The organism is Micromonospora sp. WMMD1155 (assembly GCF_029581275.1).
GTDB lineage: Bacteria > Actinomycetota > Actinomycetes > Mycobacteriales > Micromonosporaceae > Micromonospora.
Genome location: NZ_CP120742.1, coordinates 6,592,780 through 6,610,586 on the forward strand (window position 1 = coordinate 6,592,780; position 17,807 = coordinate 6,610,586).

The 17,807-nt window shown below is 71.7% G+C and carries 16 protein-coding genes; 13 read left to right on the forward strand and 3 right to left on the reverse strand.

The window, feature by feature from the left end:
* Nucleotides 1–109 precede the first annotated feature (109 nt).
* Both O7617_RS30160 and O7617_RS30165 read right to left on the reverse strand, forming a co-directional pair.
* Entirely contained in the window at nucleotides 110–1,282 is a 1,173-nt protein-coding gene (locus tag O7617_RS30160; RefSeq protein ID WP_282259787.1) for a zinc-dependent alcohol dehydrogenase, read from the reverse strand.
* A gap of 54 nt (nucleotides 1,283–1,336) precedes the next feature.
* Complete coding sequence (locus O7617_RS30165) at nucleotides 1,337–2,287, reverse strand: SRPBCC family protein (protein ID WP_282259789.1); 951 nt, start codon at nucleotides 2,285–2,287, stop codon at nucleotides 1,337–1,339.
* A 270-nt stretch (nucleotides 2,288–2,557) separates the two neighbouring features.
* Between O7617_RS30165 and O7617_RS30170 the strand changes: the two genes are divergently transcribed.
* The 13 genes from O7617_RS30170 (at nucleotide 2,558) to O7617_RS30230 (ending at nucleotide 16,731) form a co-directional block, all read left to right on the forward strand.
* A complete protein-coding gene (locus O7617_RS30170; RefSeq protein WP_282259791.1) occupies nucleotides 2,558–3,574 on the forward strand; it encodes a carboxypeptidase regulatory-like domain-containing protein in 1,017 nt (338 codons plus the stop codon).
* Nucleotides 3,575–3,696: 122 nt separating this feature from the next.
* Nucleotides 3,697–5,016 carry a Na+/H+ antiporter NhaA gene (gene nhaA / locus O7617_RS30175; protein ID WP_282259793.1) on the forward strand — a complete coding sequence of 440 codons (1,320 nt, stop codon included), beginning with the start codon at nucleotides 3,697–3,699 and terminating at the stop codon, nucleotides 5,014–5,016.
* A 114-nt stretch (nucleotides 5,017–5,130) separates the two neighbouring features.
* Nucleotides 5,131–6,021, forward strand: coding sequence for an ABC transporter ATP-binding protein (locus tag O7617_RS30180; protein WP_282259795.1), 891 nt, complete (start codon nucleotides 5,131–5,133; stop codon nucleotides 6,019–6,021).
* Nucleotides 6,018–7,655: a hypothetical protein gene (locus O7617_RS30185; RefSeq protein ID WP_282259796.1), complete on the forward strand. Its 1,638-nt coding sequence runs from the start codon at nucleotides 6,018–6,020 to the stop codon at nucleotides 7,653–7,655. Before O7617_RS30180 ends, O7617_RS30185 begins: the two co-directional genes overlap by 4 nt.
* 86 nt (nucleotides 7,656–7,741) lie before the next feature.
* The gene (locus O7617_RS30190; protein WP_282259797.1) at nucleotides 7,742–8,269 is read left to right on the forward strand and encodes a sigma-70 family RNA polymerase sigma factor; all 528 of its coding nucleotides are present in this window, start codon (nucleotides 7,742–7,744) and stop codon (nucleotides 8,267–8,269) included.
* A complete protein-coding gene (locus tag O7617_RS30195) occupies nucleotides 8,256–9,467 on the forward strand; it encodes a hypothetical protein (protein WP_282259798.1) in 1,212 nt (403 codons plus the stop codon). Before O7617_RS30190 ends, O7617_RS30195 begins: the two co-directional genes overlap by 14 nt.
* Before the next feature lie 69 nt (nucleotides 9,468–9,536).
* Nucleotides 9,537–9,935 carry an SCP2 sterol-binding domain-containing protein gene (locus O7617_RS30200; protein WP_282259799.1) on the forward strand — a complete coding sequence of 133 codons (399 nt, stop codon included), beginning with the start codon at nucleotides 9,537–9,539 and terminating at the stop codon, nucleotides 9,933–9,935.
* Nucleotides 9,936–9,947: 12 nt separating this feature from the next.
* Complete coding sequence (locus O7617_RS30205) at nucleotides 9,948–11,990, forward strand: glycogen debranching N-terminal domain-containing protein (protein ID WP_282264913.1); 2,043 nt, start codon at nucleotides 9,948–9,950, stop codon at nucleotides 11,988–11,990.
* Nucleotides 11,991–12,218: 228 nt separating this feature from the next.
* Nucleotides 12,219–12,881, forward strand: coding sequence for a hydrolase (locus O7617_RS30210; protein WP_282259800.1), 663 nt, complete (start codon nucleotides 12,219–12,221; stop codon nucleotides 12,879–12,881).
* Between the two features lie 200 nt (nucleotides 12,882–13,081).
* Nucleotides 13,082–13,702, forward strand: a complete 621-nt coding sequence (locus O7617_RS30215; RefSeq protein ID WP_282259801.1) for a YoaK family protein — start codon at nucleotides 13,082–13,084, stop codon at nucleotides 13,700–13,702.
* An 87-nt stretch (nucleotides 13,703–13,789) separates the two neighbouring features.
* Complete coding sequence (locus O7617_RS30220) at nucleotides 13,790–15,679, forward strand: amidohydrolase (protein WP_282259802.1); 1,890 nt, start codon at nucleotides 13,790–13,792, stop codon at nucleotides 15,677–15,679.
* Nucleotides 15,680–15,730: 51 nt separating this feature from the next.
* Complete coding sequence (locus O7617_RS30225) at nucleotides 15,731–16,231, forward strand: DoxX family protein (RefSeq protein WP_282259804.1); 501 nt, start codon at nucleotides 15,731–15,733, stop codon at nucleotides 16,229–16,231.
* A gap of 35 nt (nucleotides 16,232–16,266) precedes the next feature.
* Nucleotides 16,267–16,731, forward strand: coding sequence for a hypothetical protein (locus tag O7617_RS30230; protein WP_282259805.1), 465 nt, complete (start codon nucleotides 16,267–16,269; stop codon nucleotides 16,729–16,731).
* A gap of 77 nt (nucleotides 16,732–16,808) precedes the next feature.
* On the opposite strand, the gene O7617_RS30235 is transcribed toward O7617_RS30230, so the two are convergent.
* Complete coding sequence (locus O7617_RS30235) at nucleotides 16,809–17,804, reverse strand: HEAT repeat domain-containing protein (RefSeq protein ID WP_282259806.1); 996 nt, start codon at nucleotides 17,802–17,804, stop codon at nucleotides 16,809–16,811.
* Nucleotides 17,805–17,807: the final 3 nt, after the last annotated feature.

A 17,807-nucleotide genomic window follows, 5' to 3' on the forward strand; every position in this document is an offset into this window, starting at 1 on the left:
TCGGCTTCACGGCAGGGCACTCCACGCCGATTCGGGCTGAATCGTTTACGACATCAGCTCCACAGGCAGCGCGCAAAGCACTCCCCCGGCCAGCAGACGGGCCGCCCGGTCAGACCTTGAGCAGCACCTTCGTACAGTCGTCCTGCTTCTTTTGGAAGATCTTGTAGCCCTTCGGGGCGTCGCGCAGCGGCATCCGGTGGCTGACGATGAAGCTCGGGTCGATCTCGCCGCGCTGGATGCGTTCCAGCAGCGGGCGGGTGTAGCGCTGGACGTGGCACTGACCGGTCCGCATGACCAGGGAGCGGTTCATGAACGCGCCCATCGGGAACTTGTCGACGAAACCGCCGTACGCGCCGACGACCGACACCACCCCGCCGGAGCGGCAGGCCAGGATCGCCTGGCGCAGGGCGAACGGCCGTTCCGTCTCGACCCGTGCGGCCTGCTTGGCCCGGTCGTAGGCGTACATCGCGGCGTTGCCGTGGTGTCCTTCCAGGCCGACCGCGTCGATGCACGCGTCGGGGCCCCGGCCTGCCGTCATCTCGTTGAGGGTGTCCAACACGTCGGACTCCTCATAGTTGATGGTCTCAGCGCCGATGTGTTCCTCGGCCAGCCGCAGCCGGTACGGGTACCGGTCGATGATGATCACCCGCTCGGCGCCGAGCAGCCGGGCGCTGGCGGCGGCGAACAGTCCGACCGGCCCGGCGCCCCAGACGGCGATGACCTGACCGGGTTTGATGTCGCACATCTCGGCGCCCATGTAGCCGGTCGGGAACACGTCGGCGAGCATGACCGCCTGGTCGTCGGCGACCTCGTCGGGCACCTTGAGTGGGCCGACGTCGGCGAACGGCACCCGGGCGTACTCGGCCTGACCGCCGGCGTAGCCGCCGAGCAGGTGGGAGTAACCGAAGATGCCGGCCGGCGAATGCCCCATGATCTTCTCGGCGATGCCGGCGTTCGGGTTGGAGTTCTCGCACACCGAGTAGAGGCCGCGCTGGCAGGACGAGCAGTGCCCGCAGGCGATCGGGAAGGGCACCACCACGCGGTCTCCCACTGTGAGGTTGCGGACCTGTGGGCCGACCTCGACCACCTCGCCCATGAACTCGTGACCGAGGATGTCGCCCTTGCGCATCGCGGGGATGTAGCCGTGGTAAAGGTGCAGGTCGGAGCCGCAGATGGCGGTGGTGGTGATCCGCACGATCGCGTCCCGGGCGTTCATGATGGTCGGATCGGGTACGTCGATCACCTTGACGCTGTCGGTGCCCATCCAGGCGGTGGCCTTCATTCTCGGTCCCTTCCAGAGCGTGCGCGGATCAGCGGCGGGACGCCGCACGGCGGATCAGCGGCGGGACGCCGGCAGCGGCTGGGCGGGGCGTTGTGCGGCCTGTTGGCGTACGGAGATGCCGTTGGGGCTGCTCTCGGAACGGACCACCTCGCCGGTCTCCAGCACCTGCTTGAACCGGCGCAGGTCGTCGCGGACCTGCTGCTCAGGTTCCTCGCCGAAGAGTTTCGCCACCGTCCGGCCGAGTGAGCCGGCCGGCGGCGCGTAGCGCAGTTCGACCCGGACCTCGGTGCCCCGGTCACCGGGCGCCGGCACGAATCGCACGCGGCCGGCGTTGGGCACACCGGTACCCGGCAACGACCGCCAGGTGATCGACTTGTTCGGCTGGTCGTCGATGATCTCGGCGTCCCACTCGACGTGTCGACCGGCCGGGCCGCGGGCGACCCAGTGCGAGCGGCGCAGGTCGTCGGCGCGTACCGATTCGAGGTGTGCCATGAACCGGGGCAGGTTCTCCACGTCGCGCCAGAACCGGTACGCCTCGGCGGGCGACCGGTTGACCGTCACGCCGATCTCCATCCGGATCACCCGGGCGCGGGCCCGTCGGGCGCGCCCGATTCGCACGGCGGAGAGCAGGTCGACGGCGGCGATCCCGGCTACCGCGAGGGTGGTCAGCGCGACGCGGCGACGGCGTTCACCGTCGCGGTCGGCGAGGGCACGCCCGAGCAGGGTCAGGTCGATGACGTCGCCGGCCACCCGGCTCCATGCCCAGCCTGCCGGGTGACGACCGCTGAGCAGGCCGGCGGCGCTGCCCAGCTCGCGCAGGCCGACCGTCGGGAGCACGGCCCGCGCGGCCGGGGAGTCGTCCACCCCGGTCAGTCGCGCGAGTGGGCCGGGCGCGACCAGGGCGCCCACGCCCAGGGCCAGGCTCAGCAGCCCGAGCGCGCTCGGCAGCGTCGCCGGCACCGGCCCGTCCAGCTCCGGCAGGAGCACGGTCTCGACACGGCTCATGTCCGCTCCCTCCGGTGAACGTCACCACACGTCCACCACGCGACACGGTGAACGCCAGCACCGGTCCACCGCATCGCACGGTGGACCTGCCCCGTGACGCTATGCGGTACTCGTGACGCGTGTGCCCGATTCGGGCACACAGCGCCTTGTGCGCGGAGCGAGCGGATTGCCGGCCCGCCGACCGTCGGCATAATGACATTGACCGATTTGGATCAGCTACGGCCCGTTAGCGTCGGCTCACCCGTCACACCGCCGGAAGGGACCACGCCCGTGACCCGCGCACTCCTGCGCCATCTGACCGCCACCGTCGCCGTCGCACTGCTCGTCGTGGAGGCCGCCGCGCCGGCTGCCGCGCGTACCCCCGGATCCGGGTCTCCCGCGCCCGGCCAGGTCCGCACGGTGGTGCGCGACGCGGCCACCGGCGCGCCGGTCCCCCGGGCCTGCGCCGCGCTCGTCCCGGTGGACGCCGCAACCCTCGCCGCGGTCACCATCGGAGAGGACCAACTCGGCCGGTACGGGGGCTGCTCCGACGAGCAGGGTGTCCTGCTGACCGGCGACGTGGCCCCGGGGAAGTACCGGCTCATGGTGCGCCCCTACGACGCGACGGTCCACGGCCTGCAGTGGGTGGGCCGGCACGGCGGCACCGGTGAGCGCGAACGGGCACAGGTCGTCCACGTCCGGGCCGGCACGGTGACCAGCGCGCCGACCGTCCGGCTCGACCCGCCGGGCACCGTCGTCGGCGTGGTGACCGAGGCCGCGACCGGCGCACCGGTTCCCCGCGCGTTGGTGATGGTGGTGCCGCACGTGCCGGACCCGAAGTACGGCGACCACGGCCCCACCACCGACGAGGACGGCCGTTACACGGTCACCGGCCTCGGGCCGTACCACTGGCCGGTGCAGTTCGCCGCGAACGGGTTCGCGACCGTGTGGTCCGGTGGGGTGGGCGCCCGGGCGCAGGCGCGGACGGTACGGGTCCGCGCCCAGCAGACCGCGACCCTCGACCAGGCGCTGCCCGCCGGGACACCGCTGGGCGGGGCGGTACGGGTCGACGAGCTACTCACCTACGCCCAGGTGCTCGCGTTCGACGCGGCGACCGGTGACCTGGCCGGCGTGGCGGACGTGGGCGACACCTACGCCCTGCGCCTGCTCCCCGGTCAACGGGTCAAGCTGCGCTGCGACTGCTCGTACGCCCAGCCGGTGTGGCACCGCGACGCCGCCGGGTTCGACGGCGCGACCCCGGTGCGGGTCCGGCGGGCGCCGAGCGTCGTGGACTTCGACCTGGGGTGATCCCGCGGGCCACCGCACCCACCTGGGATCCGGGCCGATGCCGGCCGTTCGGGTAAAATGATCAGCGGTGTGCCGGGAAGCCTGGTCGGCGGTTCCGTCAGCGACCCCTCCGGAGGCTCCCGATGACCCCGCCACCCACGCCCGGCCAGCCGCAGCTCCTTCCCCGCGGCAGTTGGCCCGAGGTACGCCGGATCGGCGACATCCTCCGCACCGAGACGGTCGGTGGGATTCTGCTCCTGGTCGCCGCGCTGCTCGCCCTGGCCTGGGCGAACTCGCCCTGGTCCGGGGCTTACCAGTCATTGGGTGACCTGACGATCGGCCCCGAGGCACTGCACCTCGATCTCACCCTGGGCCAGTGGGCCGCCGACGGCCTCCTGGCGATCTTCTTCTTCGTCGCCGGGCTGGAGCTCAAGCGTGAGTTCGTCGCCGGTGACCTGCGGGAGCCCCGACGTGCGGTCCTGCCCGTCGCCGCCGCGGTCGGCGGGATGACGGTGCCGGCGCTGATCTACGTCGGTTTCAACCTGTGGGCGGGCGACGGGGCGTTGGCGGGTTGGGCGATCCCCACCGCCACCGACATCGCGTTCGCACTCGCCGTACTGGGGGTGATCAACACCAACCTGCCGGCGGCGATGCGGACGTTCCTGCTGACTCTCGCGGTGGTGGACGACCTGCTGGCGATCGTGATCATCGCGGTGTTCTACACGAGTTCCCTGCATTTCGGCCCGCTGCTGCTCGCGCTGGTTCCGTTGGCCCTGTTCGGGTTGCTGGTGCAGCGGCGGGTCCGATCGTGGTGGCTGCTGCTGCCGCTGGCCGCGACGACCTGGGCACTCGTGCACGCCTCGGGCGTGCACGCCACCGTCGCCGGGGTGCTGCTCGCCTTCACGGTGCCGGTGATCCGCCGCACGCCGGGGCCGGGCCGGGGCCTGGCGGAGCATTTCGAGCACCGGATCCGGCCACTGTCCGCCGGGGTGGCGGTGCCGGTGTTCGCGTTCTTCGCCGCCGGAGTGTCGATCGCCGGCGCGAGTGGCCTCGGCGCGACGCTCACCGACTCGGTCACTCTCGGCATCGCGGTCGGTCTGGTGGCGGGCAAGGCGGCCGGCGTGCTCGGCGCCACCTGGCTCGTGCAGCGGTTCACGCGGGCCCGGCTCGCGGAAGGGCTCGCCTGGTGGGACATCGTCGGGCTGTCGCTGCTGGCCGGGATCGGCTTCACCGTGTCCCTGCTGATCGGCGAGCTGGCGTTCGGTGCCGGCACCGAACGGGACGACCATTCCAAGATCGGCGTGCTGCTCGGGTCTCTGGTGTCGGCGCTGCTCGCCACCATCGTGCTGCGCGCTCGTAACCGCCACTACGAGGGCGTGTGCGCGGTGGAGGAGCGCGACACCGACGCCGACGGCGTACCGGACGTCTACGAGGCGTCGGCGAACCGGCCCGGGCCCGCCTGATCCGGTGTCACGGGACGGACACTTCCCGCCCAGAAAACCGAGGAGTACGCTCGGTTCCGGTGTGCCGGGAAGCCTGGTCGGCGTCGTATCCGTCGTCGACCCAGGGGGTTTCCCATGGCTGTTCCCGCGATCCGCACCGTCGGTCTGACCAAACGCTACGGCCGGGTGTGCGCACTGGACGCACTCGACCTGACGGTGCCGGCCGGCGAGGTGTTCGGCTTTCTCGGGCCGAACGGCGCCGGTAAGTCCACCACGATCCGGATGCTGCTCGGATCGGCGCGTCCCACCTCCGGACGGGCCTGGATCTTCGATGCCGATGCGGCCGACGTGGCGACGGCGCACCGCTCGATCGCGTACGTTCCGGCCGATGTCGCGCTCTGGCCGGCCCTGACCGGCGCCGAGGCGTTGGAGTTGCTGGGTCGGCTCGGGCCGGGCGTGGACCGCGCCTACCGAGACGAGCTGGTGGACCGGTTCGCGTTGGACCCGTCCAAGCCGGGTCGGGCGTACTCGACCGGTAACCGGCAGAAGGTCGCCCTGGTGGCGGCGTTCGCCACCCGCGCGCCGCTGCTCGTGCTCGACGAGCCGACGAGCGGTTTGGACCCGCTGATGGAGCAGGAGTTCCAGGCCGCCGTCGCGCAGGCCCGCGAACGGGGGCAGACGGTGTTCCTCAGCTCCCATCAGCTCGCCGAGGTCGAGGCGGTGTGCGACCAGGTGGCGATCCTGCGCGAGGGCCGCCTCGTCGAGGTCGCCGGGGTCGCCGCACTGCGTCGGCTGCACCGCAGCCAGGTCGAGGTGAGCTTCGCCGACGTGGCTCCGGACCTGAGTGGGGTGGCGGGCGTCGAGACCGTGGAACAGATGGGTCCCGCCCGGCTGCGGTTCACCCTCACCGGCCCGCCGGCGGCGGCGCTGCGCGCACTGTCCGCCGTGGACGTGACCGCGCTGCGGATCCACGAGCCGACCCTGGAGGAGATCTTCCTCGACTACTACCAGCAGCCGTCCCGGTGACCGCCGTCGTCACCCGCCCGGGGCGGGTTCCGGCGGTTCCGCCCGCCCGCGTCGTCGGCCCGGCCGTGAGCCGACTGGCCCTGCGACAGGTACGCCGGGGTGCGCTGATCGTCGTCGTGTTGGTCGCCGGGATGTCCGCGATGGTGGCGGCCACCTACGCCAGTACCGTCGGCGACGCGCTGGACGCCGCCGCGCTGGCCGCCCTGGCCGAGAACCCCGCGATCCGTACCCTGTTCGGTCAGCCGGTCGCCCTCGACGACGCGGGTGGGTTCACGGTGTGGCGGACCGGCACCGCCCTGTCCGTCCTCGTCGGGACGTGGGGGCTGCTGGCGGCCACCCGGATCACCCGGGGCGAGGAGGACGCCGGCCGGTGGGACCTCGTGGCAGCCGGTCGGCTCCCGGTCCCGGCGATCGTGGCCCGGCACGTGGCCGTCCTGACCGGCGCGGTGCTTGTGGCAGGTGTCGCGGCGGGCGCCGCGCTGCTCGCCGTCGGCACGTCACCGCACGGAGCCGTGCTGCACGGCGTCGGCCTGGCCCTGCTCGGGGTGTGTTTCGTCGCTTCCGGCGCGCTGGCCGCGCAGCTCTTCGCGACCCGCGCCGCGGCCAGTGGTGCCGCGACGGCACTGCTCGGTGGTGCACTGCTGCTCCGGATGGTCGGCGAGGGGGTCGAGGGGCTCGGTTGGCTACGGTGGGTGTCACCGTTCGGGATGGTCGCGCTGTCGCAGCCGTACGCGGCGAACCGGGTCCTGCCGTTGGTCGTGCTGGCAGCCGTCGACGCGATCCTGCTCGTCGCGGCCGTGTCGGCCGCCCGGCCACGGGACCTCGGCGGCGGCTGGCTGACCACCTCGGCGGGCCGTCCACCCCGTCTGGGCCTACTCGGCTCGGTGAGCGGCTTCGCCGCCCGTCGGCTGGCGCGTCCGTTCGGCGGTTGGGCGGCCGGGGTGGCTGCCTACTATCTGCTCATCGGCGTACTCACGGTGTCGATGACCGACTTCCTGGCGGACAACGCCCGGTTCGCCGATCTTGCCGCGCAGGCCGGTTTCGCCGGGCTGGGCTCGGTCGACGGGTACGTGGCGGCGATGGTGACGCTGCTCGCGATCCCGGCCGGCGTCTTCGCCGCGGTCCGCTCGGCCACCCTCGTCGCCGACGAGGCCGCCGGTCGGCTCACGTTGCTGCATGCCCAGCCGGTGACCCGCGCCCGCTTCCTCGTGTCCGAACTGGTCGTCACCCTGGGCGGCACGACGGCGCTACTCGTCGCGGCCGGCTTCGCCACCTGGGCGGGCGCGGCCACCGTCGACGCGCCACTGGGTCTCCTCGCCGCTCTGGCCGGCGCGCTGAACGTGCTACCGGTCGCCCTGCTGTCCCTCGGCGCGGCGACGTTCGCGGTGGGCTGGCTGCCACGCGCGGTGGCTCTCGTCGGCGCTCTGCCGGCGGCTGGCGGTTTCCTGTTACAGGTCGTCGCCGACAGCACCGGCGCACCGGCCTGGGTCGGCCGACTGTCCCCGTTCGCGCACCTCGCCCCGGTCCCGGACGCGGCACCCGACTGGACCGCCGCCGCCCTCATGGTGGTCATCGCCGGTGCGCTCGCCGTACTGGGACTGTTCGGCTACCGGCGGCGCGACCTCCAGGGGTAGATCCGGTGGCCGGCCGACATTACGTGGCCGGCCACCGGAACCTTCTTGCCGGCCCATAAGTGGGAGTGGTGAGAAGGGAGGTGACGGTGTCCGACGGCGATCTGATCTCGGTCCTCTACGCCAGCTGTTTCCGGCGCCTGGTGGTCCAGTTGTACGCGGTGACCGGGGACCTCAGCGAGGCGCAGGAGGCGGTCCAGGAGGCGTTCACCCGGGCTCTGGTGTCGCCACGGCGCTTCGCCGCGCTGGAGAACCCGGAGGCGTGGTTGCGGCGGGTCGCCGTGAACTGGGCCCGCAGCCGGTTCCGCCGCCGTCGGGTGCTCGACGGCCTGCTGCGCCGGATCGGCCCACCGCCGGACGTCGCCGACCACTCCCCCGAGCACCTCGCCCTGCTCGCCGCGCTGCGGGAGCTGCCGGAGGGGCAGCGACACGCCCTCGCGCTGCACTACCTCGTCGACCTGCCGGTGGACGAGATCGCCGACACCCTGGGCGTGTCCGCCGGGACGGTGAAGTCCCGCCTGTCCCGGGGTCGGACGGCCCTGGCGGCGCTGCTCGCCGACACCGACACCGCCGAAACCGACGACACCGAGACCGGGAGGATCGATGCGTGGTCGTGAGTTCTCCGGGTTCGACGTGGACACCCTCACCGAGGCCGTCTCGCCGCCGCCCCTCGATGAGTTGCGGTCCACCGCACGATCCCGCCGTCGCCGGTCGGTCGCGATGGTGGCGGCAGCGCTTGTCGCACTGGCCGGGCTGACGACCGTGCCGCTGGTGACGGGGGCGGACCGGCCCGACCCGGTGGCCCCCGCGCAACCATCGTCCGCCCAGGGGGACGTCTTCACGCTGACCGGGCCGGACTCCGGGGTCGACGTCGACGTGTCGGAGGACACCTGTGTCGTGCGCTTCGCGTACACGGGTGACCGCGGCCGGACCTGGTCGGACTGGGACGCGGCCCGGTTCCAGGGTGCCAGGTGCAGGGCCAACGCCGCCACCGGTACGGCGGCCGGTCGCAACGAGTTCACCGTGCTCGGCGAGCGGTCCTACCTGGTGAGCGACTCGGGGACGCTGCACCTCTCGACCGACTACGGCCGGACCTGGCGGGACGCGAATTCCGCTGTCGTCGCCGTGCCCGCCTTCCCGGCGACGGCCCGGCCGGTCTTCTGCGGCTTCGGCTGCCGGCCACTGTCGGAGCCGCTGGCGGTGGATCCGTCGAGCGGGACCGTGTACCGGCTCACCGCGAAGGCACCGTCGTGGCGTCCCCTGTTCAGCCTCTACCCGGCCACCGACGGTTCGATCTGGGCGGCGTACCGGATGGGGTCCGGGTCGTCGGGGGCGACGCTGGCCCGTAGCGCCGACGGAGGCGCGACCTGGGACGCCTGGGAGGTGGGAGACGACGCCGATGTCGCCGCGGTGGTCGGGCTCGACGACCGGAGGGGGTACGCGCTGGTCGACTCGCCGACAGCGGACGGTGGGATGCGGTTGCTACGCACCACCGACGGCGCGAAGACCTGGACGAACGTCGACGTCGACCTGCCCCGGGGAACGTGGGATCTCACGGTGGGCGTGGACGGTTCCCTGCTCGCGATCAGCTCGAGCGAAGGCGCCGAGCCCGACCGGCTCGGGCGCCTCCTGGTCAGCCGCGACGACGGCAGGCACTTCACCCTCGCACGGGAGTACGGCCCCAGCGTCGGGGCAGTCAGCGTGGCACCCGGGTACGCCTGGCTCTACGGGCGGGACGGGCCGACGGGCGAGCCCGACCACGTCCTCGTCACCGCTGACGCGACCGCTTGGAGCCGTTTCACGCTCAAACCCTGAGCAGGAGGAGTTAACAGCGGCCCACACCGGGTAGGCACCCGGGCTTCTGCCAGCGGCCGGGGAGGTGGGATGACGGCGACCAGCGCCTTTTTCGAGCGGTTGACCGTTGCCGGCCAGGATCCGCGTTTCAGCAAGGTCTGTGGGAGCGTGCGTTTCGACATTCGTGACGGCGACCGTCTCGACCAGTGGCTGCTGACCATCGACCACGGCCGGATGCGGGTGACGAGGAGCGGCGCGCCGGCCACCACCGTGATCATGGTTTCGGCGCAGGTCGCGGATGCGATGGCGCGTGGCGAGGTGAACGGGCTGGCGGCGATCACCCGGGGCGAGATCCTGGTCGACGGTGACCTCGGCCTGGCGTTGCGGATCGGGCGGCTGTTCCCGCGCGAGCCGGAGCCGCCGGAGCACAGCGGCCGAGACGGCGGCCCGGACACCGCCCGCAACGACGGCCCGGACGGCGGCCGGTGACCGATGCAGGACATCCAGGGCACGGTGGCGTGCATCGACGGGAACACCTTCATGGTGTCCGATGCCAGTGGCGATGTGGAGTCGTCCCCCGCCGCCCCGGTCGGGCTGTTCGCCGCCGACACCCGTTTCCTGTCCCGCTGGATGCTCTTCGTCAACGGCGAGTGCATGACCGCGCTGTCGGTGGACGACAGCCAGTACTACGAGGTCACCTTCTTCGTGGTGCCGGGCGCCGCGGTGGACTACGTGCAGGCCGACCTGTCCGCCATCCGGCGCCGGCGGATCGGCCCGGACCTGACCGAGTCGTTGACGATCTTCAACTACGGCGAGCGGGAGATGGAACTCGACATCCGCCTGGAGGTGGCCGCCGACTTCGCCGACATCTTCGAGATCAAGTTCGACGTCGGCGACAAGGTCGGCACGTACTACACCGAGGTCGGCACGAACGATCTTCGTCTGGGTTACCGGCGGTCCACGTACCACCGGCAGGTGGTGGTCTCCGCCACCGAACCGGCGGAGTACGACGCTGAGGGTCTCCGGTTCACGGTCCACCTCGGCCCCGGGGAGCAGTGGTCCACCCGGCTTCAGGCGGCGATGCGGGCGCTGCGCCCGGACGGCGTCGACCTGCGCGCCGCCCTGCGGGCGCAGCGCCCGGACGACACCACGCTGCCCGCCAGCGTGCGGGCCTGGGTCGCGGCGGCCCCGACGCTGGACACCGACAGCGTCGCCCTCCAACAGGTGTACGCCCGCAGCCTGGTGGACCTGGCCGCGCTGCGCTTCGCCCCACTCTCGTTGGGCGGCGCGACAGTGCCGGCGGCCGGGCTGCCCTGGTTCATGACCCTGTTCGGCCGCGACAGCCTGCTGACCTGCCTGCAGACCCTGGCCGTGACACCGTCGCTGGCCCCGCCGACGCTGCGGATCCTGGCGTCGCTGCAGGGTGCGCGGCGCGACGACGTGCTGGAGGAGGACCCCGGCCGGATCCTGCACGAGCTGCGCTACGGCGAGTCCGCCGCGTTCGAGGAGCAGCCGCACTCCCCCTACTACGGCACCGTGGACGCCTCACCGCTGTTCGTGGTGCTGCTCGACGAGTACGAGCGGTGGAGCGGCGACACCGCGCTGGTGCTGGAGTTGGAGCAGGAGGCTCGCGCCGCGCTGGCCTGGATCGACACGTACGCGGACCTGACCTCCACCGGCTACATCTGGTACGAGCGACGCAACCGCGCCACCGGCCTGGACAACCAGTGCTGGAAGGACTCCTGGGACAGCATCTCCTACGCCGACGGGCGGCTGCCGGGCTTCCCGAGGGCCACCTGCGAAACCCAGGGGTACGCCTACGACGCGAAGATCCGGGGTGCCCGGCTGGCGCGTACCGTCTGGGGCGACCCCGCTTTCGCCGAGCGGCTGGAGCAGGAGGCGGCGGCACTGTACGACCGCTTCAACCGGGACTTCTGGCTGGAGGACGCCGGTTTCTACGCCCTCGCGCTGGACCACGACGGCACTCCCGTCGACAGCCTGTCCTCCAACATCGGGCATCTCCTGTGGAGCGGCATCGTGCCGCCGGAGAGGGCCCCGCGGATCGTCGAGCACCTGATGGGTCCGGCGCTCTTCTCCGGGTGGGGGGTACGGACCTTCGCCGAGGGGCAGCGCCGTTACAACCCGCTCGGCTACCACAACGGCACTGTGTGGCCGTTCGACAACTCGTTCATCGCCTGGGGTCTGCGTCGGTACGGCTTCACCGGTGAGGCGGGCCGCATCGCGGAGAGCATCCTGTCCGCGGCCACCTACTTCCAGGGTCGGCTACCCGAGGCGTTCGGCGGGTTCGACCGCGCCACCACCCGGTACCCGGTCCGGTACCCGACCGCCGGCAGCCCACAGGCGTGGTCGAGCGGTGCGTGCATGCTGCTCATCCGCACGATGCTCGGCCTCGATCCGCACGAGGACCACCTGGCCGTGGACCCCGCGCTGCCCTCCACCTTCGGGCGGATCGCGCTGCTGGACGTGCCCGGTCGCTGGGGCAAGGCCGACGCCTTCGCCCGCCACCGCCCCGACCAGCCCTGAGGCGGCTGCGGCGGGCTGCGGCGCAGCTCACACCGAAATTCCTCGCCGCAACATCTTCCTGGGAAATATCTTTCTAGCAAGATTGTTGCTACCCCCGGGACGAACGATCGCCCCACCGAACCACCGAAGGAGGCCGCAGTGCCGGCATCCAGAAACCGACTGCGGGGACTGCTCGGACGCGCCCGCGGTGTGCACCAGCCCGTACCAGTAGCGAAGAAGGAAACTGCCATGTTCGATGTCACCAACGTCAAGGCCGCTCCGAGCCCTGACCTGCTGACCCCCGACAACTCGGTCATGCTCTTCGTCGATCACCAGCCGCAGATGTTCTTCGGAACCGGCAGTGGCGACCGCACGGCGATCGTCAACGCCACCGTGGGTCTCGCGAAGGCGGCGAAGGCGTTCAACGTCCCGGTGGTCCTGACCACGGTGGCCGCCGAGTCGTTCTCGGGCCCGATCCTGCCGCAACTGGCCGAGGTCTTCCCCGGTCAGGAGGTCATCGACCGCACCACGATGAACGCCTGGGAGGACGGCGCGGTCGTCGAGGCGATCAAGGCCACCGGCCGCAAGAAGATCATCATTTCGGGTCTCTGGACCGAGGTCTGCATCGTGCTTCCGGTGCTGTCCGCGCTGGGTCAGGGCTACGAGGTGTACGTGGTGGCGGACGCCTCCGGCGGTGTCACCCCGCAGGCTCACGAGCACGCCATCCAGCGCATGATCAACGCTGGCGCGGTCCCGGTGACCTGGATCCAGGTGCTGCTCGAGCTGCAGCGCGACTGGGCCCGGTCCGAGACCTACCTGTCGGTCATGGACATCGTCAAGGCGCACGGCGGCGCGTACGGCCTCGGCGTCGTCTACGCCCAGTCCGTCATGGGCGCCCACGCCGCAGGTTGATCCTCGGCCCCGGCAGTCCAGCCCGGCCCGACCGGGCTGGACTGCCGCCGTCCGGCCCAGACGCGGGACGCACCACGGCCCGCCTCCCCGCAGGAGCGAGTCCAACCGCATCCTGACCCCACCAAGGAACGCACGTGAACCTCAGCCATCCGTCGGCCGCGCGCGGGTCCGCCGGTCGCGAGCCGCTACTGCCGGCTCTGATGACCGCGACGGCCGTGAGCGGTGTCATCGACGCCATCAGCTATCTGGGCCTGGGCCACGTCTTCACCGCGAACATGACGGGCAACGTGGTCATCCTCGGCTTCGCCGCCGCCGGCGCGCCCGGCTTCTCGGTGCTCGGTTCGCTGGTGTCGCTGGCCGCCTTCCTGCTCGGCGCCGGCGTCGCCGGACGCCTGGCGACGATCATGGGCAGCGGGACACCCCATCGCCAACTGCGCTGGGTCCTCGGTGTCGAACTGATCCTGCTGGCCGCGGCGACAGCCGTCGCCTTCGCCACCAGCCACGCGATCGTCCCGCTCATCGCCCTGACGGCGCTGGCCATGGGCCTGCGCAACGGGACGGTACGCAAGCTCGCGGTACCGGACGTGACCACGACCGTGCTGACCCTCACGTTGACCGGTCTGGCATCGGACTCGAAGCCGGCCGGTGGCAGCAATCCGCGTGCGGGCCGCCGGCTGGCCTCCGTACTGGCCATGCTGGCCGGCGCGTTCGGCGGTGCCCTGCTCGTACGGCACGTGGGTGTCGGCTGGCCCCTGCTGGCCGCCACGGTCGGCACCGCCGTAGCGGTACTGGCCGTACCCCGCAGCGACACCGCGAGCTGACCCGGTCCCGTTCGCGCCACGCCCCCGGGCGCGGCACCTCTCTCATTTCGCCTCTCACCAACTCCGTACTCATTGGAGATGATTTCCATGGCTACCATGCCTGTAGCTGGGCTTCCCCCGATCAGCGACACCCACGTCGCCGATCTCGTGGTCCGCAACGCCAAGGTCTACACCGGTGATCCGGCTCGCACTCAGGCCAGCGCCGTCGCCATCAAGGACGGCAAGGTCACGGTGGTCGGCGACGACGACGACGTCGCCGCTCTGATCGGCGCCCGGACCCGAGTGGTCGACGCGCTGGGCCGCCGGGTCATCCCGGGCCTGAACGACTCCCACCTGCACGTGATCCGCGGTGGTCTGAACTACGTGCTGGAGCTGCGCTGGGACGGCGTTCCCACCCTGCGGCAGGCGCTGGCGATGCTGCGTGAGCAGGCCGGGCGCACCCCGAAGGGGCAGTGGGTACGAGTGGTCGGCGGATGGTCCGCGGACCAGTTCGCCGAGAAGCGGCTGCCCACCCTGGCCGAACTCAACGCGGCGGCACCGGATACCCCGGTGTTCGTGCTGCACCTGTACCAGTCCGCGTTGATGAACCGGGCGGCGCTGCGGGCGGCCGGCTACACCAAGGCCACCCCCGACCCTCGGGGCGGGCAGATCGTGCGCGGCCGCGACGGTGAGCCGACGGGGATGCTGCTGGCCGCGCCGAGCGCGCTGATCCTCTACTCCACGTTGGCCGCCGCGCCGACCCTGCAGGGTGACGACCTCAAGAACTCCACCCGGCACTTCCTGCGCGAGCTGAACCGTTTCGGCCTCACGTCGGCCATCGACGCGGCCGGCGGCTTCCAGAACTTCCCCGACAACTACGGCACCGTCATCGACCTGGCCCGCTCCGGTCAACTGTCGCTGCGCATCGCCTACCACCTCTTCCCGCAGACCCCTGGACAGGAGATCCAGGACCTGCGGCGGTGGATCGACATGGTCCGACCCGGCGACGGCGACGAGTGGCTGCGCCTCAACGGCGCGGGCGAGAACCTGACCTGGTCGGCGGCCGACTTCGAGAACTTCACCGAGCCCCGGCCCGAACTGGCGGCCGACTACGAGGCGGGCTTCGAGAAGGCCGTACGGATGTTGCTGGAGAACGGGTGGGGTTTCCGGCTGCACGCCACCTATGACGAGACGATCCGCCGCGACCTGGCGGTGTTCGAGAAGCTCGCCGCCGAAGGGCTGTTCCCCGCCGGCAACCGCTGGTTGTTCGACCATGCCGAGACCGTCTCCCGCGACAGCCTGGACCGCATCGCCGCCCTCGGCGGTGCCATGTCGATCCAGAACCGGATGTCCTTCCAGGGCGAGGCGTTCGTACGCCGGTACGGCGCCGGCGCCGCCGCCGAGGCCCCGCCGGTCCGCGCCATGCTGGACCGCGGGTTGATCGTCGGCGCCGGCACCGACGCCACCCGGGTCTCCTCCTACAACCCCTGGGTCGCGCTGCACTGGCTGATCGCCGGTCGCACCGTCGGTGACCTGACGATCTACCCGCCGCAGAACCGCGTCAGCCGGGAGACCGCGTTGACGATGTACACCCAGGCCGGCGCCAAGCTCACCGGTGAGCAGGACGTCAAGGGCATCCTCAAGCCCGGGTTCTACGGGGATCTCGCCATCCTCTCCGACGACTTCTTCGCCGTCGACGAGCAGGACATCCCGCACATCGAGTCGCTGCTCACCGTCACCGGCGGCCGCATCGTCTACGCGGCGGCCGAGTACGAAGGGCTGGACGAGGCGTTGCCGACGATCAGCCCGGCCTGGAGCCCGGTCGCCTACTTCGGCGGCTACCAGGCCACCGTGAAGCCCAGCATCTCCGGGGCACGGCAGGCCGAGTTGCTGGGCCAGGCCGTCGCCGAGTCTGAGCAGCATCGGCAGTGGCGTGCGCAGCGCGGCTTCACCCCGGCCGCCGCACCCGAGATCTTCGACACCTGCTTCGTGCTGTAAGCGCGAACACCGACCCGCCCCACCCCGAACGCCACGACCGAGGAGATCGCGATGGACATCGGCTTGCTCATCCTGAGGTTGGTCATCGGACTTCTCTTCGCCGGGCACGGGATCCAGAAGATCAGTCACCGCCTGAGCGGCGACGGGATCGAGGGTGGAGCGGCGGAGTTCCGGGCGGACGGGTTCCGCGGCGGTCGCCTCACGGCGGCCGCCGCGGGCCTCGGGCAGATCGCTGCGGGCCTTCTGCTCGTCGCGGGAGCGCTCACCCCGCTGGCCGCGACGATCGCGGCGGGCGTGATGACCGTCGCGATCACGGTGAAGTGGCGCAACGGCCTCTGGGTCCAGCACAACGGGTACGAGTATCCCCTGGTCCTGCTGGTCCTGCCGGCGGTGCTGTCGCTCACCGGTCCCGGCGACTGGTCCGTCGATCGGGCTCTGGGGCTGCTTCCCTGGGCCTGGTGGTGGACGGCCGCGGCGATCGGGCTGGGCGTGGCCAGTGGGCTGATGACCCGCTTGCTGCTCGCACGCCCTAGGCTCGGTCGTGCGCCGTGAGGAACATCCGCGCTCACCCGGAAGTTGGATCTGCCATGGAGACTGAGGCGAGCCCGCGGCACGACCTGCTCGACGGGTGGATGCTCGTGGCGGAGGGTTTTCACGCCACCCACCAGGCGATCGTGAGCGAGGTGGCTGATCTCTTCGACCTCGGTCAGGGCCCCACCGAGGTGCTGCTACGCCTGCGCGGCGCGGACAAGCACCGGATGCCGATGACTCGCCTGGCCCACGAGGCGGGTATGTCCAGTGGCGGGCTCACCAAACTCGCCGACCGGCTCTGCGGCGCCGGTCTGGCCCGGCGCGTGGCGTGTGAGCTCGACCGGCGGGTCACCTATCTCGAAATGACCGGCAAGGGCGAGGAGATCGCCGAGTCGATCGCCGAGGTGGCGACCCGGTCGCTGCGCGAGCGGGTGCTCAGCACGATCGGGCCCGAGGCGTTCGGCACGCTCACCGGGACCATGGGCAAGCTGCGCGACGCCAACGACGACCCGGGGAAGTGACACCGACCGCGGCGTACCGGCGAGCCGTCGAGATCGAGTCGGGCGCCGGCTTGCGGCATCGAGCGCTCGTCGGCGTGCTACGCGTCGCGCAGCCCGAGGACGTACGTCGCCGTCATGGCGACGACCCGGTCCTGGTCCCGGCTCAGCTCGGTGAGGGCGCGGGAGGCGGCCCTTCCGGGGATGTCCGCGAGCGCCTGGGTCAACCGCCGACGCGCCGACTGTCGCACCGACTCGTCCGCGAGGCGGTCGACGAGCGTGGTCGTGATCCGGTCCGCCAGCGCGCTGTCGCCCGCCAACGCGCTCAGCGCGTCGGCGGCGTCGACGTCGCGGGCCTCCTCCACGACCATGTCGACGAGTGTCGGAACGGCGTCGGCCACGCCCCGCGGACCGAGCGTCAGTGCCGCATGCCGGCGGACCACGATGTCGGTGTGGGTGAGGGCGTCGCGCAGCAGGTCGGTGGCCGTGTCGTGCGGAATCTCGGCGATGGTCTCGACGGCACGTCTGCGTACGGTCGCCTCCGGTGACCGGAGCCCTTCCGCCAGCAGGGCCAGCCCACTGTCGGCGGACTGCGCCAGGGCCCAGCGCAGGGCACCGGCGACGTTCGGATCGGCCTCGCTGAGCACCGCCTCGACCAGGGCCTCCACGGAGACCTTCTCCACCGACGCCAGGGCCGCGCGTTGACGCCGTCCGGCGCTCTCCGAACCCAACCCGCGCAGCAGGGCGACGGTCTCCAGGACGTCCCCCCAGTCAGCCGGTTCCGTCGCACCGATGCGACGCAGCCGGGTCAGCAACTCCATCTCGCCCGCGATGCGTTCCCGCGTCTGCCGGATGAGGTCGTCGACGAGGGCCGAGGGGGCGAATCCGGGGTCGTCGAGCGCCCGCCGGACGTCGCGCAGCGACAGCCCCAGCGACCGCAGGCTCTCGACCTGGAAGATCAGCCGGATGTCCGCGGCGGTGTACTCGCGGTAGCCGGTGCCGGTCCGACCGGTCGGCCGGACCAGCCCGAGCGAGTCGTAGTGCCGGAGCATGCGCGCGCTCACCCCGGACCGCCGTGCCACCTCGCCGATCAGCACCCG